General features: G+C 31.4%; 23 protein-coding genes and 1 other annotated feature. Of the genes, 3 read left to right on the top strand and 20 right to left on the bottom strand.

Features of this window, described 5'->3' with window-relative positions:
- Positions 1-53: 53 nt before the first annotated feature.
- The 4 genes from tyrS to BEE63_RS11295 all read right to left on the bottom strand — a co-directional run bounded on the left by tyrS (position 54) and on the right by BEE63_RS11295 (position 5,583).
- On the bottom strand, positions 54-1,256 hold the full coding sequence (gene tyrS, locus BEE63_RS11310; protein WP_066021486.1) for a tyrosine--tRNA ligase: 1,203 nt from the start codon (positions 1,254-1,256) through the stop codon (positions 54-56).
- Between the two features lie 47 nt (positions 1,257-1,303).
- Positions 1,304-1,578, bottom strand: a binding site (T-box leader).
- Between the two features lie 78 nt (positions 1,579-1,656).
- Positions 1,657-2,919, bottom strand: a complete 1,263-nt coding sequence (locus BEE63_RS11305) for a Ger(x)C family spore germination protein (RefSeq protein ID WP_081312524.1) — start codon at positions 2,917-2,919, stop codon at positions 1,657-1,659.
- Positions 2,916-4,016 carry a GerAB/ArcD/ProY family transporter gene (locus tag BEE63_RS11300; RefSeq protein ID WP_066021484.1) on the bottom strand — a complete coding sequence of 367 codons (1,101 nt, stop codon included), beginning with the start codon at positions 4,014-4,016 and terminating at the stop codon, positions 2,916-2,918. Before BEE63_RS11300 ends, BEE63_RS11305 begins: the two co-directional genes overlap by 4 nt.
- 19 nt (positions 4,017-4,035) lie before the next feature.
- The gene (locus tag BEE63_RS11295; protein WP_081312523.1) at positions 4,036-5,583 is read right to left on the bottom strand and encodes a spore germination protein; all 1,548 of its coding nucleotides are present in this window, start codon (positions 5,581-5,583) and stop codon (positions 4,036-4,038) included.
- 339 nt (positions 5,584-5,922) lie between these two features.
- On the opposite strand from BEE63_RS11295, the gene BEE63_RS11290 reads away from it, so the two are divergent.
- Positions 5,923-6,801, top strand: a complete 879-nt coding sequence (locus BEE63_RS11290) for a DMT family transporter (protein ID WP_066021483.1) — start codon at positions 5,923-5,925, stop codon at positions 6,799-6,801.
- A gap of 65 nt (positions 6,802-6,866) precedes the next feature.
- On the opposite strand, the gene polC is transcribed toward BEE63_RS11290, so the two are convergent.
- Together polC and BEE63_RS11280 are read right to left on the bottom strand one after the other, a co-directional pair.
- Complete coding sequence (gene polC / locus BEE63_RS11285) at positions 6,867-11,225, bottom strand: DNA polymerase III subunit alpha (protein ID WP_066021482.1); 4,359 nt, start codon at positions 11,223-11,225, stop codon at positions 6,867-6,869.
- 108 nt (positions 11,226-11,333) lie between these two features.
- Entirely contained in the window at positions 11,334-12,119 is a 786-nt protein-coding gene (locus BEE63_RS11280) for a Cof-type HAD-IIB family hydrolase (protein ID WP_066021481.1), read from the bottom strand.
- A gap of 141 nt (positions 12,120-12,260) precedes the next feature.
- Between BEE63_RS11280 and BEE63_RS11275 the strand changes: the two genes are divergently transcribed.
- On the top strand, positions 12,261-13,025 hold the full coding sequence (locus BEE63_RS11275; protein ID WP_066021480.1) for a DeoR/GlpR family DNA-binding transcription regulator: 765 nt from the start codon (positions 12,261-12,263) through the stop codon (positions 13,023-13,025).
- Between the two features lie 106 nt (positions 13,026-13,131).
- Here BEE63_RS11275 and BEE63_RS11270 read toward each other — a convergent pair whose 3' ends face one another.
- The 5 genes from BEE63_RS11270 to BEE63_RS11250 form a co-directional block, all read right to left on the bottom strand.
- Positions 13,132-13,629 (bottom strand): PTS sugar transporter subunit IIA, encoded by a 498-nt coding sequence (locus tag BEE63_RS11270; RefSeq protein WP_066021479.1) that lies wholly within the window; start codon positions 13,627-13,629, stop codon positions 13,132-13,134.
- A gap of 106 nt (positions 13,630-13,735) precedes the next feature.
- A complete protein-coding gene (locus BEE63_RS11265) occupies positions 13,736-15,073 on the bottom strand; it encodes a 6-phospho-alpha-glucosidase (protein WP_066021478.1) in 1,338 nt (445 codons plus the stop codon).
- A gap of 6 nt (positions 15,074-15,079) precedes the next feature.
- Positions 15,080-16,636 carry a PTS transporter subunit EIIC gene (locus BEE63_RS11260; protein WP_066021477.1) on the bottom strand — a complete coding sequence of 519 codons (1,557 nt, stop codon included), beginning with the start codon at positions 16,634-16,636 and terminating at the stop codon, positions 15,080-15,082.
- Between the two features lie 227 nt (positions 16,637-16,863).
- Positions 16,864-17,571, bottom strand: a complete 708-nt coding sequence (locus BEE63_RS11255) for a MurR/RpiR family transcriptional regulator (protein ID WP_066021476.1) — start codon at positions 17,569-17,571, stop codon at positions 16,864-16,866.
- Positions 17,572-17,670: 99 nt separating this feature from the next.
- Positions 17,671-18,576, bottom strand: coding sequence for a PhzF family isomerase (locus tag BEE63_RS11250; protein ID WP_066021475.1), 906 nt, complete (start codon positions 18,574-18,576; stop codon positions 17,671-17,673).
- A 146-nt stretch (positions 18,577-18,722) separates the two neighbouring features.
- Between BEE63_RS11250 and BEE63_RS11245 the strand changes: the two genes are divergently transcribed.
- Positions 18,723-19,070, top strand: coding sequence for a winged helix-turn-helix transcriptional regulator (locus BEE63_RS11245; protein WP_066021474.1), 348 nt, complete (start codon positions 18,723-18,725; stop codon positions 19,068-19,070).
- On the opposite strand, the gene BEE63_RS11240 is transcribed toward BEE63_RS11245, so the two are convergent.
- The 9 genes from BEE63_RS11240 to BEE63_RS11210 all read right to left on the bottom strand — a co-directional run bounded on the left by BEE63_RS11240 (position 19,063) and on the right by BEE63_RS11210 (position 25,690).
- A complete protein-coding gene (locus BEE63_RS11240) occupies positions 19,063-20,031 on the bottom strand; it encodes a metallophosphoesterase family protein (RefSeq protein WP_066021473.1) in 969 nt (322 codons plus the stop codon). The genes BEE63_RS11245 and BEE63_RS11240 overlap by 8 nt on opposite strands.
- A 28-nt stretch (positions 20,032-20,059) precedes the next feature.
- The gene (locus BEE63_RS11235; protein WP_066021472.1) at positions 20,060-20,779 is read right to left on the bottom strand and encodes a hypothetical protein; all 720 of its coding nucleotides are present in this window, start codon (positions 20,777-20,779) and stop codon (positions 20,060-20,062) included.
- A 112-nt stretch (positions 20,780-20,891) separates the two neighbouring features.
- On the bottom strand, positions 20,892-21,026 hold the full coding sequence (locus BEE63_RS22330) for a hypothetical protein (RefSeq protein WP_278286418.1): 135 nt from the start codon (positions 21,024-21,026) through the stop codon (positions 20,892-20,894).
- A gap of 59 nt (positions 21,027-21,085) precedes the next feature.
- Positions 21,086-21,229, bottom strand: a complete 144-nt coding sequence (locus BEE63_RS21690) for a hypothetical protein (RefSeq protein WP_157797110.1) — start codon at positions 21,227-21,229, stop codon at positions 21,086-21,088.
- A gap of 225 nt (positions 21,230-21,454) precedes the next feature.
- Positions 21,455-21,823, bottom strand: coding sequence for a hypothetical protein (locus BEE63_RS11230; protein WP_066021471.1), 369 nt, complete (start codon positions 21,821-21,823; stop codon positions 21,455-21,457).
- Positions 21,824-22,246, bottom strand: a complete 423-nt coding sequence (locus tag BEE63_RS11225) for a hypothetical protein (RefSeq protein WP_066021470.1) — start codon at positions 22,244-22,246, stop codon at positions 21,824-21,826.
- Positions 22,198-22,542, bottom strand: coding sequence for a site-specific integrase (locus BEE63_RS11220; RefSeq protein WP_066021469.1), 345 nt, complete (start codon positions 22,540-22,542; stop codon positions 22,198-22,200). The genes BEE63_RS11225 and BEE63_RS11220 overlap by 49 nt, the downstream gene beginning before the upstream one ends.
- 430 nt (positions 22,543-22,972) lie before the next feature.
- Positions 22,973-23,449: an SMI1/KNR4 family protein gene (locus BEE63_RS11215; RefSeq protein ID WP_242874789.1), complete on the bottom strand. Its 477-nt coding sequence runs from the start codon at positions 23,447-23,449 to the stop codon at positions 22,973-22,975.
- A 9-nt stretch (positions 23,450-23,458) separates the two neighbouring features.
- Positions 23,459-25,690, bottom strand: a complete 2,232-nt coding sequence (locus BEE63_RS11210; protein ID WP_066021467.1) for an HNH endonuclease — start codon at positions 25,688-25,690, stop codon at positions 23,459-23,461.
- Between the last annotated feature and the right edge of the window lie 284 nt (positions 25,691-25,974).

Genomic DNA, 25,974 nt, shown 5'->3' with positions numbered 1-25,974 from the left:
CCCTTTTTATTAATTATACCAAATAAACTAATCATGTAGAATGTTACAAATAATTATTTTATTAGTATTCTTACAATTTTCTTTTTACCTATCTTAATTACATCATTGCTTTTTAAAACACACTTATTAAAATCCGTAATTTTATTTTCATTGACCTTAACTCCACCCTGACTTATAAGTCGTCTTGCCTCACTTTTTGAAATTTTGGAATCAAACTTAACAATTGCATCAATCAAATTATCATTAGATGTTATTTTTATTTCAGATATGTTATGGGGCACTTTATTCTCTTGAAATAAATTTTTAAAGTACATTTCTGCTTCTTCTGATTTCTTTTCATCATGATATAATTTAACAATTTCTCTAGCAAGCCTCATCTTAATATCCCTTGGATTAACTTCATCTTTTTGGAGTTTGTCTTTAATTTCGTCAATTACATCTGGATGTATATCTGTGCATAATTCAAAATACTTTATTATTAAGTTATCCGGTACCTGCATGACTTTTACGTACATATCTTGAGGTTTTTCTTCTATTCCAATGTAATTACCTAAACTCTTGCTCATCTTATCTTTGCCATCTATTCCTTCAAGCAGCGGCATAAATATAGCTATTTGCTTCTCCTGCCCATATTCCTCCTGAAGACTTCTTCCCATTAAAAGATTAAATCTTTGGTCAGTGCCACCAAATTCAATATCTGCTTTAATAGCCAGTGAATCATAAGCCTGCATTAAAGGATAAAAAAATTCATGTATTCCTATACTCTCTTGATTTTTAAACCTCTTCTTAAAATCTTCTCGTTCAAGCATTCTTGCCACCGTATATTTTGAAGCAAGCTCAATTACATCTTTAAAATTTAATTTTGCCAGCCACTCACTATTAAATCTTAAATCAGTTTTATCCTCATCCAGTATTTTAAATATTTGTTTTCTATAAGTTTTGGCATTCTCTAAAACTTGCTCTCGAGTAAGCTGCTTTCGCGTCTTGGATTTTCCTGTTGGATCACCTATCATTCCGGTAAAATCTCCTATTATTATAACTATCTTATGTCCCAAATCCTGAAGTTGCTTCATCTTTCTAAGTACTACTGCATGACCAAGGTGTATGTCAGGTGCACTTGGGTCAAGCCCTAACTTAACTGTTAACGGCCTATTTTCACTTTGAGCTTTCATTAATTTTTCTTTCAGCTCCTTAGTGTCTATTATTTCATCTGCACCCTTTTTTATTATTTTCATTTCATTTTCAATATCATTCATTACGATTCCTCCTTATATATAAAAAAACTCCCATCCTTATAATTAACTATAAGGACGAGAGTTACATTCGCGGTACCACCTTAATTTATTGACATCTCACAATGCCAACCTTTTCAAGTACGATGTCTTATCTTAGACATGATACTTTATCCTTTTAACGTCGGAAGGGAATACGCCTACAGCCTACAACTTTTAATAGAAAAGCTTTGGTGTGGTGCTCAGAGATGTATTCAGAATACTTATCTTTGCTCCCTCTCAGCTAAATAGGAGTTCTCTGTAAAAGGCTTTTATGTATCTTACTCTTTCTCTTCAATGCATTTAAATATTTAAATTTTAACTAATACTACCACATGTATTACAAAAAATCAATGATACTACACTATATCTTGCACTTATCAAGTTACTTAATGTAAAATTTTCTCATATTGGTTCCAGTGTTATTTATTTTTGCTTTTACATTTACTTTAACAGGAACACTGTGAAACATCTTTCTCCAAGTTTTTTCATAGTATTTATGCCACTCCTTAGGATGCTGCCTATATAAATCAAATCCAAAGCAAAATATATCTGAATCAAGATCATCTTTGCCTTTTTTTAATGCTGCCTCTGCATCTGAATATACGCTTTTTTCTAGTTTTTCCTCAAGCAAATTGACTATGTCTGGACTTATATATTCATCTCCCTTGTCGCTATAATATTTTCTTAAAGCTGCTTCAACCTTAATGTTTACATATATAACAGGCTTACCCTTTTGTAACTTAACTTTAACCTTGCTTCCAGACCTTGTTATATAAAAATGCAGCATCTTATTAGCATCTTTATACGAAAGAGATTTATCCGTATCATCTTTTAACTTTGGGTCAACTATATTAGAAGTTTTGTAAGCAGTGATTTTGTTGCCTAATATCCAATTTAAGCCCATAGTTTCCTTATCATCAAGCCACCCAACAAACTTTCCGTTTTTAAAAGCCGCCATACCATTGGCCATTAAATTACCCTGATTTTCTATGGAAAATCTCACATCATTTTGGCTTCCAGATGAACTGCCTCTACCATTAGTATGAGATGTTGTTATTATTTTAGGTGCTACTGCCTCACTTCCTTCTCTAGAAGTCATCTTTAAAAAATCATGCAATGTAACTGAATATACCGTTCCATTACTTTGATATGAGCTTAAAAGAGAACGCATTTTTTTACCAGAAGACGTTGGAGAGTTAGGATCACGGGTAGCAATTACACCTTCAGCTCTTCCAGGCACAACTATTACATTTACGGAGTTACGGATACCTGGTGTACGCTCAAAGTATTCAATTATATCCTTCATGGCATACTTTGCTGCATTTTCTCCAATAACCAAAACCTGCGTATAACCAAAAAATAACTTATTGGGACTTGCTTGCTGTAATTTTGTTGCTGTATCCATCATGGTAAAATCAGATGCTGAATAAACCGTCCCTTTATTATCACCACCACCCGGCTTTTCCGCTGAAGATTTAGTTGTAGGAATAAATTGTAAAGTCATTACTAATTTATTTGTCTTCTCATCTAAATCTATTCCAACAGAATAAATTTGTGTCATTTGATCATACTCCATATAGTCCCAACATCCGGTGAAAAGGAGCATGAAAATTAATAATGGTACTAGCAATATATTTCTCTTCACAAGTTATCACTTCCACTATTTTTTTTCATAATGTGAATACCTATAAAAGCCATTATCAAAATAACCGCCACAAATGGCAGGATAACATAATAGTCCATAAAGAAGGAAATAAATAATGCTCTATTGTAAGAACTTAACTTTATAGAAGGCACTAGAATTGCTATGGAAATTATAATTAGCAAAATAATAGAGTATTTTTCTTTAAACAATTTCTTTATTGGAATCCAGGTACAATATAAATATAACGATATTCCAACAATACATATAAGCTCATAAGTAGCTAAAATAAACAGCTCTAACCCTCTAATAAAATCGCCAAAATAAATAGCTCTTGATATCTCAACTCCTGCAAAGGAAACTTTTCCGACCAATTCTGTTCCTGATATCCCCTGCATAATAAATACGGCCAATGATAATATAAAAGCCCAAAATACAATTCCTTTTATTACATTTTTTTTATTACTATCCGCTTGTAGCATATGTCCAACCATTACTAATACAAATAAAGTTATTGCAGATGCTGAACCTAAAGAAAAGAATACTGCTTTACCAAATTTTAATATGGTAGTATCAAATACAGGAAATATATTTTCAAACCTAAATTCCTTAATAAGACCAACCGAAAAGCCAGTAAAATAATTAATTACATACCATACCGTAAGTAATTCAACTGTTCTTCCAAAAAGCAAAATTTTATTATTCACAAATAAAAATGCCATAATAATAACACAAAGCATAATTACCCAGGTAGGAGTCATTTGTAAAAAATATGTTTTTACCATACCCGTAAAAAAGTTTAAAACTATTGTGGCTAGTATGATATTTATTATTGCATTAATTATAACTATAATTACATATGTACATTTTCCAAAGCTGCTTCTTATAATTTCAAATATATTATGCTCAGGACACTTCTTACTTAAATACAAGGCTGCCATTACAAAGGGAATTGTAAGTAAAGTTCCTACAAATATAGCAACCCATCCACTTCTTCCTGATAAATTTGCTATCCAGGTACCATTAAACCCCATATTCGTGCATCCGCTTGCAAATGTAAGGAAAATAACCTGTTCCTTTGTGAATCTATCATATCTCAATGAAATTCACCTTCTTTATTCAAGATATCTTATTAGCTTCTTCATTTTTGGATTCATTAGAATTAGCTTTATTCATAAGAGTTAACTTATTTTTTAGCATTTTAAATGGTGCCCTTATAAGTAAATCTCTCCAGCCTTTGAGTTCCACTGGTATAAGCGGATACAAATAAGGTACTCCAAATGATTCTAGGATTGACATCCTCCATAAAATAATAAAGATTCCATTGAATAAACCAACTATGCCTAAAACACTTGCAAATAATATTAAGGAATAGTTAATTATCCTTGCAGCATTTACTAGTGTAGTCGACGAAATAGCAAATGAAGCTATAGCTGAAAAGGCAACAACTATGATAAGCGATACACTTACATATCCTGCCGCTACTGCTGCCTGACCGATTATTACTGCACCTAAAGTTCCTATAAAGTAACCTACCATTCCCGGCATACGTGTTCCAGCCTCACGAATTATGTCAATTACAACTGTCATAGCAATAAGCTCTATTATGGAGGGAAATGGTACTCCCTCTCTTCCTTGGGAAATATTCAGGGCAAGTGACGGTGGAACTATAGTGTGATTATATGTAACAAAGGAAAGATATAAAGGTGAGGTGAAACCTGCTATAACAAAAGCTATAATTCTAATAATTCTCAGAAGAGAAGCAGCAATAGGTAACTGCGAGTAATCATCCATACTTTTAAAATTATCCCAAAATGTCATTGGAAGTATTAGTACAAATGGACTGTTATCGCAAACTACTGCAACATGACCTTCCGATAAGGACCTTGAGACTAAATCGGGGCGTTCCGTAAGCCTATATGTTGGAAATATACTAATAGGTTTATCTTGTATAAGTTCCGCTAAAGTACTAGTACCATCTACTATATCAATATTAACATCATTCATACGTCTTTTAACTTCATTTACAATTTCATTATCTGCCAATCCCTCAATCCATATAAGCTTTGAATCAGTATGGGATAAGTTTCCTAAACTAAAATTTTCAAATTTAAGATTAGGTATAGGTAGTCTCTTTATTATCATGCTTACATTTGTACCTATATCTTCTATAAAAGCATCTTTAGCCGCAAAAACGGCAGTTTCATTTTCTGGTTTGTCTATAGATCTTTTTTCAATTTTAGGTGCTTGAACTATAAGTGCACTATTGCTTTTCTCAAAAAAAATCACTGTATTTCCTTTTAATAGTTCGTTTAAAACTTGATCCTGTTTCTTTATTTCTTTAGTATTTAATGATGATATAAATATTGTCTTAGCTAGTGTATCTACATCATTTTCTTTCATAACTTTACTATTTAATGTTCCTTGTAATAGAGGGCTAATAACCTGATTGCTTATAAACTCCCTATCACAAAGATTTGTAACATATACTATACCAATATCTATATTTTTAAAAGCTTTAAACTTACCTTCACTGAGCCCAATGCTATCTCCGAGTTTAGTTTTGATAAAAGATATATTTTCATTAACAGACTTAGATATATTTTTAGACTGAGAATTTGATTTATGCTTATTCTTGAGTGCATCTATAAATTCTTTTCCCACCATAATTAACCACATTCCCTTATTAAACTTTTATGATTATTATATATAGTAGTTTCTAATTTTAATTTTTTTATGCATCTCAAGTTTTTTTGCTTCTGCAAACAATATTCATTGCCCCCCCTCACTAAGATTTAACATATATAAAAATTAGTAAACTACAAAAAATGATGCAATATAAAGTAATAAACTATAAAATCACACAGTATTTCTTTATTATTTTACAAGTTATTTTGCTTTATTTTAAAACTGCTTAAATTGCAATAATCATTTTTTAGCATTAACTTGTGCTATAATATGTGAGGTTTTTTAAGATTTTTATTGACAATAAATGGAGGACAAGTTTTGAATAATTGTAAAGGAATAGCTTATGCTCTTCTATCATCAGCAGCATTTGGCATTATGCCCATTTTAGCTAGAATAGCATACGCTAATGGCTCTAACCCAACTACCGTACTAATATTTAGATTTTTAATTTCAACACTAATACTGTTTTTGTACCTGAAATGTAATAATATTAGTGTTAACTTAAAAAAGCAGCAAATAATACTTCTTGTATGCATTGGTATTACCGGATACACTGTAACAACTCAGGCATTATTCATATCTTATAATTATTTAGGTGCTGGTCTTGCAACTACCTTGCATTTTATTTATCCAGTTGTAGTTTGCATAATAAGTTTTATATTTCTTAAAAGCAAGATAAGTGCAAAAAAAATTTTATCATTAATGCTTGCTGCGGCAGGAGTATATGCTTTAATTGGCTTCAAAAATGCCAGTGGGAATGTTTTTGGCATTTGCTTAGCCTTATTTTCGGGTTTAGCTTACGGTCTTACGTTAATAGCTCTTAATTTAAAATTAATTAAATCCTTAGATAACAGAATTATTACCATGTATCTTTGTTTAGGTTCAACAATAGGTACTCTTTTTTGCGGCATCTTTAAGCATTCTATAATTTTAAATTTCAACCTTAAAATTACAATGTGCCTTTTAGGAATTTCTGTGATTTCAACTATATTATCAATAATTCTGCTTTTAAAAGCTATAAAATTAATAGGTGTATCATCTTCCTCAATATTAGGAACCTTCGAACCTATAACCAGTGTATTTTTAGGAATATTACTTTTAAATGAAGCAATATCATTTAAATTATTAGTAGGAAGTGCTTTTATATTAATTTCAACAATTATATTAGCAAAAGATAGGTGTGTACAATCTACATAATAAAAAATAAAGGAGAACTTTGGCACTTCAAAGTTTCTCCTTTATTTTAATAATAAGATTTAAATTTATATAGCATCAAAAAAACTTAATTGATCACTTTCAGGAAGACCTCTCAAACATCCAAACTTTTTAAGTACATCAACAGCAGAATTACCTATTTTAGCACGTTTCCTTAGATCCTCTATAGAATTAGGTTCCTTTTCCCTTACTGCGCTGCATATTCCTTCTGCTGCTACATTACCCATACCTGATATACTATTTATAGGCGGCCTTATTCCATCTTCCTCTACTAAGAATTTTGTAGCATTAGACTTGTATAAATCAATAGGAAGAAATTTTATTCCCCTCTCGTACATTTCAAGGACTAGCTCTAAATCATCATACATATCCTTATCCTTAGGACCAGCTTGATTGCCCATCATTTGAATTTCCTTCATCTTCTGCTTAACTTTTTCTTTCCCAAAAATCATAAATTCTGCATCAAAAGCCTTTGCCCTAATACTAAAATACGCTGCATAATATGCTTTAGGTATATGAACCTTAAACCATGCTATTCTAAATGCCATCATTACATAAGCTGCAGCATGCGCCTTAGGAAACATATATTTTATCTTCTTACATGAATCTATATACCATTCAGGAACTTCATGCTCCCTCATTAGAGCTTCATATTCAGCCCACTTTTCAGGATTCTTAGATACTTTTCCCTTACGTACCATTTCCATTATCTTAAAAGAAGTATTTTTAGGTAAGCCTTTACTTATAAGATAAATCATAATATCATCTCTGGTACATACCGCTTCACTTAAAGTAACTATACCCTGATCAATAAGATCTTTAGCATTTCCAAGCCAAACATCAGTACCATGAGAAAGTCCTGATATACAAAGTAATTCCGAAAATGTAGTCGGCATTGTATCTACAAGCATTCCTCGTACGAACTTAGTTCCAAACTCTGGAATACCCAAAGTACCAACCTTAGAATTTATCTGTTCCGGCGTTACACCTAAAGCCTTTGTAGATGAAAAGAGTGACATTGTATCCTTATCATCAAGAGGTATCTTATGAGGATTTACTCCTGTTATATCCTGCAGCATTCTTATAACCGTCGGATCATCGTGCCCGAGTATATCAAGCTTCAATAGATTTTGGTCTATAGAGTGATAATCAAAATGTGTTGTTATAATATCTGAAGTAGGATCATCAGCAGGATGCTGTACAGGACAAAATTCAAAAATTTCTCTGCCTTTCGGCACAACTATAATTCCTCCTGGATGCTGACCAGTGGTTCTTTTTATTCCCGTGCAGCCCTTTGCAATTCTGATTGTTTCCGCCTTATTTATTGGTACATTTTTTTCTTCATAATACTTTTTCACATATCCAAAAGCTGTTTTATCTGCTATAGTACCTATAGTTCCAGCCTTAAAGGTTGTGCCTTTTCCGAAGATAACCTCTGTGTATCTATGAGCCTTTGCCTGATATTCTCCTGAGAAGTTTAAATCTATATCTGGTTCTTTATCACCATTGAATCCCAGAAAAGTTTCAAAAGGTATATCCATTCCATCTTTATCTAACTTTTCGCCGCAAACAGGGCATACTTTATCTGGCAAATCAAAACCATTTTGAACACCATAGTCTGAAAAATCCGAGTACTTGCATTTAGGGCATCTATAATGTGCCGGCAGCGAATTTACTTCTGTTATACCTGTCATATTTGCAACAAATGAAGACCCAACAGATCCTCTCGAACCAACTAGATAACCATCTGCATTGGACTTCCACACTAGCTTTTGAGCAATGATATACATTACGGAGAAACCATTTTTGATAATGGATTCCAGCTCCCTATCAAGTCTATCCTGAACGATTTTAGGAAGTGGATCTCCATATAGTTCATGAGCCTTACTATATGCAATATCCTTAATAGTCTTTTCACAACCATCTATATGTGGAGGACATTTTTCCGGTGAAATAGGACTTATTTGCTGACACATATCTGATACTAGATTAGTGTTAGTAACTACTACTTCATATGCTTTTTCCTCTCCTAAATAAGAAAATTCCTTAAGCATTTCCTCTGTAGTTCTAAGATACAATGGAGCCTGATTATCTGCATCCTTAAAGCCCTGACCTGCCTCAAGTATACGTCTATATATTTCATCTTCAGGGTCCATAAAATGAACATCGCCAGTAGCAACTACAAGCTTACCCAGCTTTTCTCCTAAAGCTACAATTTTCCTATTAATATCCTTTATATATTCTCTATTAGGTACTTGCCCTGATCTTACTAAATAATCATCATTCCCTAAAGGTTGAATCTCTAAATAATCATATTCACGTGCAATAGTTTCAACTTCCTCATCAGGTTTCCCAAGTAATATTGCCTGAAAAAGTTCACCTTCACTACATGCACTTCCTAAAATTAAACCCTCGGAATACTTTTTATAAAGACTCCTTAATATACGTGGCCTTTTATAAAAGTAATCTAAATGAGAATAAGATACTAATTTATATAAATTCTTTAAACCTACATAATCCTTCGCTAGTATTATTGCATGGTATGTTTTAAGCTTCTTAAATTCTTCCTTCTTAGCTTCCTCATCACATCCATATTTATCTATATCAAGAAGAGTTTCAGCTCCCCTTTTCTTTAATTCATCGAGCATTACTTTAAACACCTTAACAGTGGTATCAACATCATCCAAAGCTCTATGAGCCACTTCAACTTTTATGCCAAGATTCTTAGCAATTCTTCCAAGTTTATAGCTTTTAAAATTGGGAAATACCTCTTGAGCTAATGATAAAGTATCTAAATACGTAAAATCAAAGTCATGCCCTAATACTTTTGCATTATATTTTAAGAAACCCACATCAAATTCGGCATTATGGGCAACCAAAACGCTTCCCTCAATAAATTTAAGCATTTCAGGGAAAACCTGATCTATGGTCTTTGCATTCTTTACCATGTCATCAGTTATATGAGTAATTTCGACAACCCTTTGCGGAATAGGCTTTTCAGGATTTACAAACTCACTAAAACTGTCTATTACATCTCCATCTTTATACTTCATGATTCCTATTTCAGTAATCTTTTCAGTTTTCGGTGAAAAGCCTGTAGTCTCCAAATCAAGCACACAATAAGTTGTATCAATGCTCTGCCCCTTAATGTTAGTTACAGATGGCTTTTTATCTGGTGCTAAATAAGCTTCCATACCATATATAATTTTCATATCAGGATTGTCTCTTCCTAGTAACTTATGTGCTTCTGGAAAAGCCTGCACACCACCATGATCCGTTATGGCAATGGATTTCATTCCCCATTTCATAGCTCTTTTAATAAGATCTGTAGCACTTGTCATAGCATCCATCTGGCTCATCTGTGTATGCATATGCAGTTCCACTCTCTTAACTTCTGCTTTATCCATTCTCTTATTTTTCTTGATTCCATCTGTTTCTACTATAGTATTAGCAATCATCTCAACTTCTCCTGAAAACTTACTATAGCCGGAATTTCCAGCAAGCCTTACCCCTTTAGCACTTTTAAGTCTTGATACAACATCTTCTTCACCGGGCTTTAAAAAAGATTTACATGTCATAGAACTTGAACCGTCATATAAATCGAAAGATACCAATGTTTTTCCGCTTTTAAGTTCTCTTGTCTCTATATTTGATACTTCACCTGATATAGATATTCTACCTTCATCTGGTGTTATATCTGTGATTTTTATTACATTTTCCTTGATTCTAGAACTTCTACCAAATATCAAAGATGCATCAGATTTTTTACTCTTAGTTTCTTTCTTTACTTCCTGCTTATTATTATAGCTAACTTTATTATCTTGAGTTTTCTTAGGCAATTTAGTAACATTACTATTTGAATTAGCCTTAATTTCCTTTGAAATAGCGATCATTTCTTCCTGTTCTCGCTTTTCTCTCTCCTGTATAAATTCTTCACTGCTCACTTCGTCAATAAAATTTATATTATATGTAGTACCATAAAAGGTTTTTATGGCATTATGAAGATACTTATCATAATTCATAGACCTTAAGAAATCCGATACTGCTATTTTAAATTTAAAATCTATTGTATTATCATGTACTTCATATTCACTATTATTAATAACCGTTTTTAAAACAGGATGCTTATCTGACATGGAAATCACAATATTTTTAATTTCTTCTTCTATAGGCTTTTTATCTGTTCCATCAGCATAATCTACAGTAATTATGGAATCATCGAGGGAAAATCTTTTCCGTATAAATCTGTTAAACTTTCGAAACTCTCCTACTTCAATGTACTTATCCGAACTAATTTTCATCTCTAGGCATTTGCTTTTCTTCTTTAATACTACTGACTCTACAGTGGCAGTATTTATGTTTCCCTCTACTTCATAATCACTAAAAATTTCACTTATTTTTTTCACTCCAGTTTTAACCTCCTCTCTTAACCAAATTATCTCTAAACACACTATATCTATTTTATCAAATTTTTTATATAAATACACATCTAAATAATTTTTTGAGATTGAATCTTATAAAATAAATTTTTCTATTGCCAGTGCCACTCCATCATTTTGTACAGTATCAGTAACAATTTTTGCAGAACTTTTAACAACATCGCTTGCATTTCCCATAGCTATTCCACAGCCTACCTGTGATAACATTTCTATATCATTTTTTCCATCACCAAAGGCATAACTGTTTTCTAATGGAATATTTAAAAAATCAAGTGCTTTTAATATCCCGGAAGCCTTTGTATTCGCTTTTGAATATAATTCCAAGTAATTTTTCTCATCATAATAAATATAATTATAATTATGATTTTCTAATGAAAAACAATACTCTACTCCCTTTTTGTCATCACATATCATTTCAATTTTATACGTATCTATATCTTCTATGTTGTAATCATTCTTTAAATACTTTTTAGATATACTAAAATCCTTATAAAAAGAGTGCAATTTTTTGTACTTGTCCTTAATATATGAATATTTTTCACCCTGCAATATATATTGAACATTAAATTTATCAAAATTGTGTACTAGTTCTTTTATAGATTCTTTTTTAATAGGCTCTTTATATATACATTTTCCTCCAACTTCTACATGTGCCCCATTAACAAATACAAAGCCATCAAATCCAAAATTTTGAAGACTATCATTTAAAAAGGCATATGGTCTTCCAGTTGCAATAAAAACATAATTTCCTCTTCTTTGAAGTTCACGTATAGCTTTTTTTACCCCAATAGTCATATCATTTATACCATTCAAACAATCAAGTATAGTACCATCGATATCAAAAAATACTGCTTTTTTCATAATTTTTTCTCCCTTCCCCGGCGAGTAATTATCATTCAATATCATTTTATTTCGTTTATTATCAATTGTCAATAAATATGATTGCATTATCACATAGTAATTGTTAAAATAGAAATAAACAGGAACGAATTGGAGGAAATCATGTTTATTGAGGAAAGACACAAATATATTTTAGAACTGCTAAGAAAAGACGGTAAGGTATTAGTAAAAGATTTAAGCACTAAATTTGGAGTAAGCGAAAGTATGATTCGAAAAGACCTTCAAGTTTTGGAAAGGCAAAATTTATTGCAGCGTACTTATGGCGGTGCAATTAACATAAAACGTACCATGGTAACTGCTGAAACGCTGTTTAATCGTGTTGAAAAAAATACAGAGCTAAAAAAGATAATTGCCCAAAAGGCATACAAACTAATTGATGATAATGATACCATTTTTTTAGACGCATCAAGTATTTCCTATTTTCTTACAAAACTTCTTGTACAAAATAATAGAAATATTACTTTAATAACAAATATGGTAGTTATATCGTCTCTTCTTCATCAAGATTTAAAAATGGATGTTATTTTTATAGGCGGAAATTATAATCCTTTAGTTGGTGGAAACATAGGTTTTCATTCAAATAATCAAATTAACCTTTATAGCTGTAATAAAGCTTTCATAGGCTGCAGCGGAATAAATCTTACAAAAGGAACTATTAGCTCTGGTCTATCTGAAGATGCAGGCACAAAAAAGGCAATTATGGATATATCTAAAAAATTATATTTAATGTCACCAAATGAAAAATTCAGTATGGATGGAATTTTCAATTTTTCTAATATATCTGATTTTAATAACATCATTACTGAAGCTGCGCCAAACAATACTATAATGACCTTGCTAAAAGAATATGATATAAATTTGATTTAAAAATATTATAAGACAACAGTATTTTTAAAAATTAATAAATTTTATAAATCTAATCTCAAAATACTGTTGTCTCACTTATAATAAGGGGAACATCATGTTTTAATTTTTATTTTAAATTTGCTCTAAATAATTTTGTTTCTCCTGCCCTGACCTCCTTAACATTTTCCCAATCAAAGCTAAAACAGTTTTCTTCACTGTTTGTAATAACCATAGGAATAATAGTACTATCTGCATTTTTTTTAATAAATTCTAAATCTATATTGGCAATGTTTTGTCCCTTTGTAACTTTATCTCCTACTCTCACTAGAACATCAATTCCCATTCCGTTAAGCTTCACAGTTTCTAATCCGATGTGAATAAGGAGTTCTTGCCCAAGAGTTGTCCTTAATGCTAAAGCATGTTTTGTCTGTGCAATCAAAATAATTTCACCGTCAGCTGGAGCAAGAATTTTTTCATCCACAGGTAGAATTGCAATACCATCTCCCATGGATTTTTCGCTGAAAACAGGGTCCGGAACATCTTCAATTTTAATGAGACTTCCTGATGCATAAGCAAATATATCCTCATTTTTATTAGCCTTTTTAGAAAACAATTTTCCAAACATCTACTTTGCCCTCCATGTGCTTTATTTTTACCCAATTAGCCTATAAATAATGTTGCATTATTCTTATATTTATTATGAATAATGCAACATATATTTTAGTTGAAATTTAATGAAGTTCATTCCAATATCCTTTATTAGCCTCAACTAAATCTTTTAAAAGCTCTTTAGCCGTATCCGTATTTACAACTGTACGGTTTAATACAAGTGCCTGTAATGCTTTCTGATAGCTTCCCTCTAAGCATGCATCTACTGCAAGCTTTTCATATGCATACTGATTTTCTATAAGTCCTTTATAAAAAGTCGGTATACTTCCTACAACTAACGGTTCAACTCCATTACTTCCAACACGGCATGGAACTTCTACCATAGCACCAGCTGAAACATTCTCAATTGCTCCCTTATTCTCTGTTATAGTTAAGAAAATTTCATTTGTATTATTAGCAATTGCTGTTGCTAAATCAACTATATACTCAGCATGGCATCCAACATCGCTTGTAATTTCATATTCTGTACCATGCATTTTCCCTAATTCTATAATTTTATGCATCTTATCATAGGTTGCTTTTTCATTTCCATCCATTACTTCATTTGCTCTAGTATATTCTGGATTTTCCTTCTTCGTCATCTTAGACGGATACAAATAGTATTGTAAATATGTGTTTGGTAAATATTCATCATAATCATTTATCATCTGACTCATAAATTCAAAAGTTGCTTTCCATGACTTTTCCTGAAAAAGGGGTTCTGTTTGTACATCTACCGGAGTTTTTAGTATTTTTCTTAATTTAGGTAAATAATCTTCACCCGTTTTCTTGTCCAAAATATGTGTAAACCATCCAAAATGATTCAAGCCAAAATATTTTGGTTCCAAATCTGTTCTCTTTAATCCAAGTACACTTGCATAGACTTCCATAATTGCAATTGGCATATCACAAATATTGATAATACGATAATCATCAGGAAATACTCTTTTAGTTGCCTCTGCAACAATAGCAGCAGGATTAGAATAATTTAAAATCCAGCATTCTTTGGAATACTTTCTAATATTTTTTATCAAATCAATAACAGCAGGAACGCTTCTTAAACCATAAGCAAATCCTCCAGCACCGCAAGTTTCCTGACCAAGACAGCCGTGCTTAAGTGAAATCTTTTCATCCTTTTCACGCATTTTCATTCTTCCTGCACGAATTTGCATAAGGGCAAAATCTATATTTTGAAAAGCCTCCTTAGCATCAGTAGTGCATATTACTTCTTCTAATTCTGGGTAGTATTCCTTAAATAATATTTTTGCATACTCACCAACTACTTCCTGACGTTCACTTTCAATATCATATAAAACAATCTTCTTTAAAGGGAATCTTCCTTTTTGATTGCATAACATTGCAAGCATATCTGGTGTATAACGGCTTGCTCCACCAACAATACAAATTGAATATTTTTTCATTTTACATTACTCCTTTTTTGTATTTAATAAACTGTTAAGTTTTTCCTTTGCATCTTCTACAGTCATTCCAATAATGATCTGTACATTATTTCCTTTAACAACAATACCTTTTTGTTTTGCCTTACCTATTACTTCTTTATTTACTTTACTGACATCCTTTACATCAATTCTCAAGCGTGTAAAGCAGTTATTTACTTCTAATATGTTATTAGCTCCACCTAATCCCTCAATAAATAATTCAGAATCCTGATTTCCATTACTACTTTTCTCAATAACAGCACTTCCATCTGCCTCAATACTAACTTCGCTATTAGAAGACTCTTCTCTACCAGGTGTCTTAATATCAAACTTTCTAATCAAGAAGACAAAAATTAAATACCATACTACTGCCATTACAATACCAACTGTAATGAAAATATATATCTTTGAAAGCTTTGGACTTATTACAGAATTACAAACTATTGTATCTAATAAGCCATAAATTGAATATGTCCTTGAACCCAGTATCCATAGTAACATTTCTGAAAAACCAGTAAGCAAACCATGGACTAACCAAAGTAAAGGCGATATGAAAAGGAATGAGAAATCAAGAGGTTCTGTAATACCTGCTACCATTGCAACAAAAAGTGATGGAATAAGTAATCCTCTTACAGCCTTTTTATTTTCTGGCTTTGCAGTTCTTATCATTGCAAGAACAATACCTGCACTTGCAAAGATTTTTGCAAATCCAAAGGTTGCAAATCTTATTGATGGATCCATAGCTGTTAAATGAGCACTATTTCCCATTTCAGCATAGAAAATGTTTACAGCTCCCTGCACAGACTTACCAGCAATATGAGCAGTTCCACCAATTCCAGTAAAGCAAAATGGCATCCACAATAAATGATGTAATCCTGTTGGTATTAAAAATCTATTGCCAAACGCATATACAAATACGCCTAATGCACCTGCACCCTTCATAAAGCTTGACAAACCATTGATACCATAATTTATTACAGGCCATACATAGCTGAGCACAATTGCTAATACTAAAGTAATAGGAATCATAACTATAAATACAAATCTTGATCCTCCATATACTCTAAACATATCTCCGAATTGTACATCACACAATTTGTTGAATACATATCCGGTAAGACATCCAAGTATCAATCCTAAGAACACGTTCATATCTATTACCTGAAAACCTAGAACAGTATTCTGCCCAGTTCCATATAAACCCATGGAACCTGCTTTAGCTAGCATATTTTGAGAAGTAAGCCATGCATTATTACCTGCTAAAAATATAATGTAGACAATTAAAGAAATGATAGCTGCATCTACTTTTTTCTTTTTTGCAAATGCTGTTGTTAATCCAACACAAAAGATAACAGAAAGATTATTTAGCATAGCATCCATCATCTTTTTTAACAACATACCAATAAATACTATAAATGATGGCATAAAATTAAGTTGCATGATAACGGCTACTGCAAGAGCAATTCCCATAACTGTTAGAAACATAACTGGTTGTACTACAGCTTGTGAAAATTTTTGAGTCAATGACAACATTTTTTCTTTCATAAGATAATGCCTCCTTTTTTTATTCAACTACAATATACCTTAGTTTATTTCCTCTATCAATACAGTTTTCATGCTTGTGAAAATGTTTACCTAAAGTAAAAAAGTTTACTCCCTTATAGACAAAAAAAAGACTAATAATAAAAATTATCTTAAAGCCTTTTTTTGCAAGATAATCTTTATTATCAGTCTTTTTTCACAATATAATTCTCTACAAAATTATATATTTACTATTCTTCTTTAAACAAATACTTTTTAGAGTATTCACTTAATGCTAATTCCAGCAAAATTATCAAATTAGAAGTAAAGAAATTGGGCAGGTAATGTTCTCTATCAGATTTTGTTCCCGCTACCTCAACTGTTATATTGGATATTTTGGCTAATGGTGAATCTTTATTAGAGGTAAACGCTATAACCTTAAAATTATTTCTAATGGCTTCGTTAACCTTTTCAATAATCTCAGCCCTATATCCAGAATAAGAAAAGAAAATGTAGAGTCCAGATTTGTTATTTTTAAAAGCTTCATAATGATAGCTGCTAGCTGCATCAAATCCAAATATCAATAACTTTTGTAGATAATATTCCTTAGCACTATCGCAAACCCCTAAAGAATCCAGATAAATCTTTTTATCCTTATATTTTCTTAATGTTTCTACAAGCATATCAATATCTTTTTTTAAGTGCTCATTCATAAATGCATCGCTATTATGAGAAAAGTCTAACTTCAACGCATTGTTAGCAGAAGCAAGAATAGTATAATACATTTCACTGTATCCACTATACCCAAGCTTTTTAGATAGTTTTACAATAGTAGATTTTGAAACAAAACTTTCTTTTGCTATTGTGTCTATTCCAACCTTTTCATTTTTATTAATGTAATTTTGTATTTTATTCAAAATTACCTTCTCAAGTTCCGTTAATACTACATTATTCTCCATTTATAAACACCCTCTGTTTATAAAATACATTTTCTATAAGTATACCATTACATTTATGTTTAATCCACTCTTTAGCTTGGGCAATTTTTTCTCAAATTTTCAGCATATAAGCTCAGATTTAAATACTATTAAAGCATTTCCAGAAACTTTAACACATACAGGTTTTTTATTTTCTATCTTTACTTCAACCTCAATAATACCTTCTCTCCCAATGGCTTCACCCTGCTTTGCTTTAAATTTAAATACAGAATTATCATGGTTAACAAGATTATAATAAACAAGATATGCACCCAAAGGTCCATTTGCATTACCAGTTACAGGATCTTCTTTAATCCCTATTGCAGGAGCAAACATTCTACCGTGTATTAGAATATTATCTTCCTCATTTGGATCAACTGTGAAAACATAATAACCGTTGCATTTAATAATGTCACTTAATTTAGAAAGTGCATCATAGTTAGGACTTATTGCATTCAAAGTTTCAATACTTTTTATACCTACCATAACCTTAGAATGACCTGTTGAAACAATCTGAATTTGATAATTTTCCATAAGATCACTATTTTTTATATTAAGTGCTCTTAAAAGTTTTTCTTTATTTATACCTTCAATTACACTTCCAAATTCCACTTTGCCCTGAGTCATTACAATTTTATAGTCTCCATTTTCCTTTATTATATCAACTGGCAAAACTCCAGCCCCCGTCTTTTGATAAACTCTTAAGCTTTTAAATTTGTTTTCAACTGCACGTGCATAATGAGCAGCAATAGTTGCATGTCCGCAAATTGGGACTTCACTCGTTGGAGTAAAAAAGCGTACGTGAACATCATATTCACTGCTATTTGAAGAAAAAACAAAAGCCGTTTCAGAATTATTCAATTCTCTTGCAACCTTCTGCATTTCACATTCATTTAATCCATCTGCATTGGTTATTACTCCAGCTGGATTTCCTGAAAATTTTTTCTTTGTAAATGAATCAATTTGATATAAATTATATTTTTTCATATAACTTAGCCTCCAAAATCTTATGCATGCACACACTTGTTTCTTTAGATCTAAATATTATATAATTAATTATAATTTTCCTGATACATGCGTGCAAGTATGCACTTTTTAATCAGATACTTACCATTTAGAAAGAAGGCTACGACATGACCGGAGAATTTCCAAATCAAAAGAAGAGACAAAAAGATTTTAACTGCTCTATAGGTTTTGCAATGACCGTTATTGGGAGCAAATGGAGAGCCATAATATTATGGCATATACTTAAAGCACAACCTATAAGATACGGTGAGCTAAAAAAATCCATTCCTAACATAAGTCACAAAATACTATCTGAAGAACTAAAGAAGTTAGAAGCAGATAGTCTTATTGCAAGAATTCCCTATGCTACAATACCCCCTAAAGTGGAATATAAACCTACAGATAGAGGAAAATCCTTAGAAAATATCTTAACTGAACTCTGCATCTGGGGCAAAAAATATATGAATATTACTTGATATTTTTAGAAAGCTTCTTTGTAAATATCCAGCGTCTTTCTTTAATATCTCTTCCTTTAACAACAACATTATTTCCATTGACTTCAATATATAATCCTTTAATATAGTTTTTCTTTTTCATACTTTTTATGATACCCTTACTACTTACATCAAACGCAAGAGTATATTTAATAGCTCCAGTATGAATCATAGTAAATGGTTCATTTGTCACTACACTACTAGCATTCAAATCACTGTGAGTATGTGATGTAAATAGTATTACCTCTGGATACTCTGATAATATTTGAATTACCTGTTTGCTTTGTTTAACTCCAATCCAGTTCCAGAATGGTTTCAAATTTTGATGTAAAAATACAAATATAGGCTTTCCCTGTTTATGATTTTCAGCTAGTTTTTTTCTTAACCAATTCTGCTGCTTTATAGATATAGAAGCTTCCACTGCATTTGTTGTTTTAGACTTACCATCTTCAGATCCAAGTGATATAAAATGATATCCCTTAATCCACGTATCATGGTACACCTTTTTTTCTCCAGAAAACTCAAGGTATCTATTTATAAAAGTTTTAACTTGCTGCGGCGAATTCGTCCCTATGTTATAATCAAAAAACTCGTGATTTCCAATATTCTTAATAATTTTGGTCGGCAGCAAATCCTTATTTTTACTTAAAAACTTTTTTACTGCATCATACTGCTGCTCACTACCTTCATTTACAGTATCTCCATTTAGTACTAACGCATCCATACTAGGGTTTATTTCATATAAATCATTAACGGCTTTTTGAAAATTATAAGTGCCTCCATGAACATCTCCTAACACTGCAAAAGAAAGATCTGCCTTTGACTTTGCAGTTGTAGTCGTTGTATATTTATCAATAGGTCTAGGCTTATATATAAATATAGCTAATACTGTACTTAAAACGATTACTATCATTGAAATAATTATTAGCTTATGCTTATTCATTTATAATTTCCTCCATTTTTATTAATCATTAATATTCTCTATACGCAGTAAAATCCCCTTTAAAACTTGCATTATTTGAAGAGCATTGTAAAACCACATCTATAACTTTTTCAGAATCTTCTCCTTGCATTTCATAAACATCATTTGGGCCAGACATACCTATTTTTTTGCCCTTTTTATAGTCAGATTTTTCATCACTAATTATATATGTATGTCCATTAAAAATAATAGTATCCTTAAATGCAAAGTTATATTTTGAATACATATGATTACTTTTTACAATGATGTATTTATGTGTTTTTAATCCCTTCACTGTATATAATTCATAGTTGTATCCATCATAAATATATTTCCCAATATACTTTCCTAGCTTCTTTTTTAGTGAAGATGAATTTTCTCCACCATCTAACATATAAATTCCATGTTCATTCCATTGAACCGTCAATAATGAAGGCTGCACAGACTCCTGGGGATTTCCATGCTTTGATTTTTTAGTAGGTGCTCCATTTATTATAATACTTGAATTTTCACTTTTAATACCTGTTTTAGTTGTCCTAACTTCTTGTGAAGTTTTCATCTTGCAAAAGGTATTATAGAAATATGTTAAACCTAAAAATAAAACTAAAGTAACTGCCAGACCAAAAGTTATTATAGGATTCCTATAGTTATGACCAAATCTATGTTTTATATTACGCACAAGTTCAAGCTTAGTTAGCATCTTTTCATATAATTCTTTAAAAATAAACATATTTAACCCCTTTAAATTTATTTTTAATATAGCCTTGCCTTCATATACTTATATTATATAACAAATTATATAATATATAGTAAATTTAAAATATAAATTAGTATATCCGTCACTAATATTCAGCCAAAATGTCAATATCCTTTTTACGTTTTAATGCTTCAAAACCCTTTTGTATTTTTATAATAATTACATAATCTTCATAATCCTTGTACACGCTTCTGTCAACTTCATATGATGATTTCAACACTTATAGTACACAATTCACCGTCTCCCCACAGATATCAAATAATAAACCTTTCTAGTATGTTAATTTCTAAAAAAATAATGAACCAGCCTACTTGATTTCAGCTGATTCATTTCATCTTTTGCCTCATTAGTTATATTAATAATCCTTTTGCTTTTTTCTATATATTCTTTCCAACCTTGATATTTTCTTATATAATTCATCATATGCTGTATCCTTATTATCAAATGTTACTCTTGGTTTTTATTGAAAACTTAGACCTGTACGACCAAACTACTATTTCACTAGATTTTCTATGTCCAAAGTACGCCCAAACTATAACCTATTGTACCCAAGTTAAACAATGAAGTTAATTAATATTTAATTTCGCATTCAGCTAACATTAAACATAACTTTGAATGTTTTTTATTAATGGTTATACATAATTTATCCTATTTATAGTCATAAATTGCCCAGTATTTTTTACCTTCACTTAATGATACCCATTTTTGAAATGTATCATTAAGAACACGTTCAAACCCTAAGCTAATTAAATCATAAGACCTGGGACCCGTTTCAAGTAAAACTTTATTATCACGCTCTTCACGAATAAGAAAACTATCATTGTTATATTTGAAACATAATGTTTTTTTATATATTCTAGAGCAATCTTCTTTTGTAACATCTTTTGAATAAGTTCCCATGAACTCAATAAATCCTTCCACAGGTATTTTACTTAGCAAACCAATCTTACCATTGCTTCTAAAGCAACACTTATATTCTATTCCTTTATATATAGCAAATTGTCCATTTCTATTCATTTATTTCACCTTCCACCATTGTTCATTATATCTAATAGCAACAAGCTTTTCCTTATTGCTTCCTCTTGATACTTCATAAATTGCAGAACCATCATCTACAGAACAATATTGAGCATTCCCCGCATTATCTTTTATCGTCATTAGCTCCATTTTCCCAATTCCTCCTGAAACGTCTTTGGTTACTCCAGTACCCAAATATGGCTCTTTATTTAAAAATGTATTATTTTCATTAAGTCCTAGAACATTTTGAGCTGCTTTTACATCCTCTATTGTTGTTCCCCCATAACTTCTTGTAACTAAAGCTTCTGTATCATGCGATTTGTATCTCATGATATACATTTTGTCAACTGTATCAAACGGATTATCATCATAGTTTAATCCAAGCTTATTATAATAGTCATCAAAAGTATGGCAATCCTGCATATCTTGTGCTCTTGTAACGCAATTTCCTTCATTGTACCAATAGTTATAAGATATCTATTTAGTGCATGTATGCTATTAATCTTTTTATTGATTGTTGCTACTTCATAGTTATTCTTTACTAGAAAGTCTTTGTAGCTTATTACGCAGAATCGTTGTAAGGTACCATTAAATTCAACTCCTTTAGTTCCTAGAAATTCTATGAAAGCTTTAATATCTCCAACATAGCTTTCTATTGTCTTAGGACTCTTGGCATCCTCAATTAAACTTATCTCGAAATCTTTTCCATTACCTTGCACCTCACCTTTACTCTATTCAATTTCTTTACATTAAAAAAAGTTAATTCTCCCTGGTTGGAAACATTAACTCTTTTATCATTATTATAATATATATTTATCCTCTATTTTAAATTCAGTCGATTTAGCCATTTTTAACAGCTTTTCAATCTGAATGGTATCTTATTCACATTCTCATAAATCTCTGTTTTCTGATGTGTTATCGTCGCTTTTTAATATAGTTCTTTTGAATGATGTAATTATAACATCTTTTAACTGCTAAAAAATGAACCAGCCTACTTGATTTCAACTGATTCATTTCATCTTTTCACTGCATTATTACAATTATGCAGTGAACTATTTCCTATCTTTTACTACTTTACATTCATTGTTTCTATAATTAATTTTTTGCAGTTAGAATTTATATTTATTTGCAGCTAGTCTTAACTTTTTATTATTGTAATAACATATTAAAAAATTGATTAACATTATCAGCTACTTCTTCTGTTACAGGCTCAAAATCATCTGATTCTTCATGGTTCCATACTACAACACATGGATTAATATTTTTTCTATAATCCAAGCATATAAAATCTCCCGCAAATAGAGCTGCTATTGGAATAACATTCATACCTATTAAATCCTCATCATCAATTAATCTACAATCTAATTGTGTTAACACTGACGTCAAATCATACCATCCATATGCTTCATTTTCCTTAGGTTTATCTAGGAGACATAAAAATCTTTCTATTACGTATTCTCTCCCGTTACTATTTAAGATATTGGTTATAGGCTTACACCCATTAAAATTTTGCAAAAACTCCTTATATTCAATGGGTAAATCTATTCTATACGTTTTTTCGAACCATTCAATTCTTTCATTACTTGGCTTTGGTAATATTATGCTAGTTTCATCAATCTTCATCATTATCAACTCCTACCTTCTCCCATGTGATGACCAGTTTCCTAAGCTCCTGCCACCTTTATGATTTATAATATTGTGTGTACCGAATGGTACTAATTCCATTCTACCATCAATTTCTGAATGATGCCATGTAGTCCCTTCTGGACGACCACCTTCAATTCGACTATCAAGCCATTCAAACTGCTTCCTATCTGTAGCATTCCATAGTTCCTCTGGAAGCTGCTCTACTCTCTCAACTAGACCTGCACCTTCAAAGTCTGGATATTTTGTTCCAGGCTTCATTTTTACATCTGGTATTAGTCCTCGTTCAATCGCTTCCTGTCTAATTGCCTTACGTTGCTTTGCAGTTAATTCAGCACCTCCTGGTATATCTTCTGCCCAGTTCCATACCTTATTTGAGTTTACTATATCTGCATATTTATCAGCTTGTGTAACCCCCTTAGCATCCCCTTTTCCACCATCACTCTTATTAACAGTTGTCTTTACATCATCACTTGCTTTATTTTCTACCGATTTTACTTTCGCTTCATCTGATTCAATTTCTGCTTTTTTATTTATTATATCATCTACAGTTTTTCCGTGAGTCTCACTTTTGTTATCCACCTTGAGGGCTTGTTTAAGCTTACTCCTAAAATCATTGAGTGCTGCTTTTCCTTCTGTACTCTTAATCTTTGATAAGTCAAATCCTAGTCCTTCTAATGAAGGTTCTAAACCTCTATTTAAAAAGTTTCCTTTAAGAAGTCCCTTTAAGTTTTCAATTTCCTCAGAAAATCCGCCCTTTATATTCTCTACAATCTCAGATGCTTTATCCAGTTTAGATACATTATTTCCTTCTTTTAATATTTCAGCACTCTTGGCTGCTTTACTTACCTTTGATACATTGTCTACCGTTTTCTCAGCTTCTAACACATCATTTGCTTTTGATGCACTGCCTGCTGCCTTTAATTCTCCATCTCCAGTAAAGTACAAAGCAATGTTTCCTACAAGTTCTGTTGTGTTTTTTATTCTATTATAATCACTTGTATGTATGAAGTTCTTATCTATGTATGTACCTATGGATTTATAGAAATTCTTAGAAAACTCTTGATTTTCCTTGGTCTTAGGCCATGCTGGATTTACAATACATTCTACATGATCTAGTGCTTTCACCCAACTTTTAAGGGTACCCTCTGGATCTTTTGCAAAGTTGCTTTTTTGCTTATTTACTAAATGGTATATATCAAGGGGAGATTCAACTACTCCTTTTACCACATTAAGGGAACCTGCCGCTATTGCTTCATGTTCAGTTACCTCTGATTTTATGTACCACGCAATATTAGGATGTTCCTTTTCGAATTTACTCCAGCTTTTTTCACCTTGAATTATTGTAGTTTTAAGTCCATTTACAACATTAGGATGGTCATTTTTCAAACGAGTATATACGTTATGAGTAAATTTCTGAAAATCACTGCCTAATTTGTTTTTATAATAATTTTCTGACTTTGAACTTATATCATAAGCTTTAGAATATCTTTCACTATATAAACTCACAGCAAATTTACCAATATCATCTACTGTATTCTTTAAATTTACATCATTAATTGTTTGTCCAAATTCCTTTTTTATAGTTTCCATTTCACCTTTTATTTTTTCTATTTTAGGCGATAGTTCTTTATCTACTTTCTGGCTTAATGCTTCTAATTTCTCCATTCCATCTTCTGCTTTATTTTTTAAATACTTAGCATCTTCTTTAGCCTCTGTAAATAGCTTATCCTTTTCTTCTTCTCCCCAGGAAGCTACATTATCTAAAAAAGTTTCATCGTCATCACTTTCATCATCACCGTCTGTTTCAAGACTCTGCTCTAATTCTGGTGAAAGTTCTGTTATAGATGCAGCACCGCATTCTATTCCCATAGATGTCTTTTGCAGTATATAGTCTACCCCAGCCCTTGGTGATGCCTCAAATTTAATGGCATTTGCAAGCTGTACCAGCTGATTTTCTACTGTTTCATACCTTATCATTTCGTCACGTATGAAGGAAATAAGTTCCTCACAATGGCTCACTATTTTATCTCCAGCTTTAATAGCTGCTGCCATTGATTTTTCTGCTCTTGTTATTCCCATAATACTGCTTGCTTCCTGTGGGGTAAATATAAAATTATCTCTTTCTCTTTTTAGCTTGTTAATAGTGTTCTCTATCCCTGCCGCGGCAGTACTTATAAATGTACAAAGCTGCGACAATTTATCAAAATCCACTGAAATCACTGTTGTGTCCACCTGCTTTTTGCCTTAGTCTTAAGTATTTTTTTCCTTTTATACTTCTTATTAGGTTGTCATGAATATTTTATCACATACTTATATTAAATTAAATATGTTTTTTAATTGAATTAAATATTTTTGTTATATAAATGCAATTTTTATTCTAAATAGGCATATGTATTATAAAAAACAATTCTATAATATTGTCTTTCTACATCTAAACTAACTATCAAAAATAAATTTCTTGATATTAATATAAACCTTGTTACACGCATAAAAAGCACTCATCC

Source organism: Clostridium pasteurianum (genome assembly GCF_001705235.1).
Classification (GTDB): Bacteria; Bacillota; Clostridia; order Clostridiales; family Clostridiaceae; genus Clostridium_S; species Clostridium_S pasteurianum_A.
This window is presented reverse-complemented; position numbering and strand designations above follow the sequence as displayed.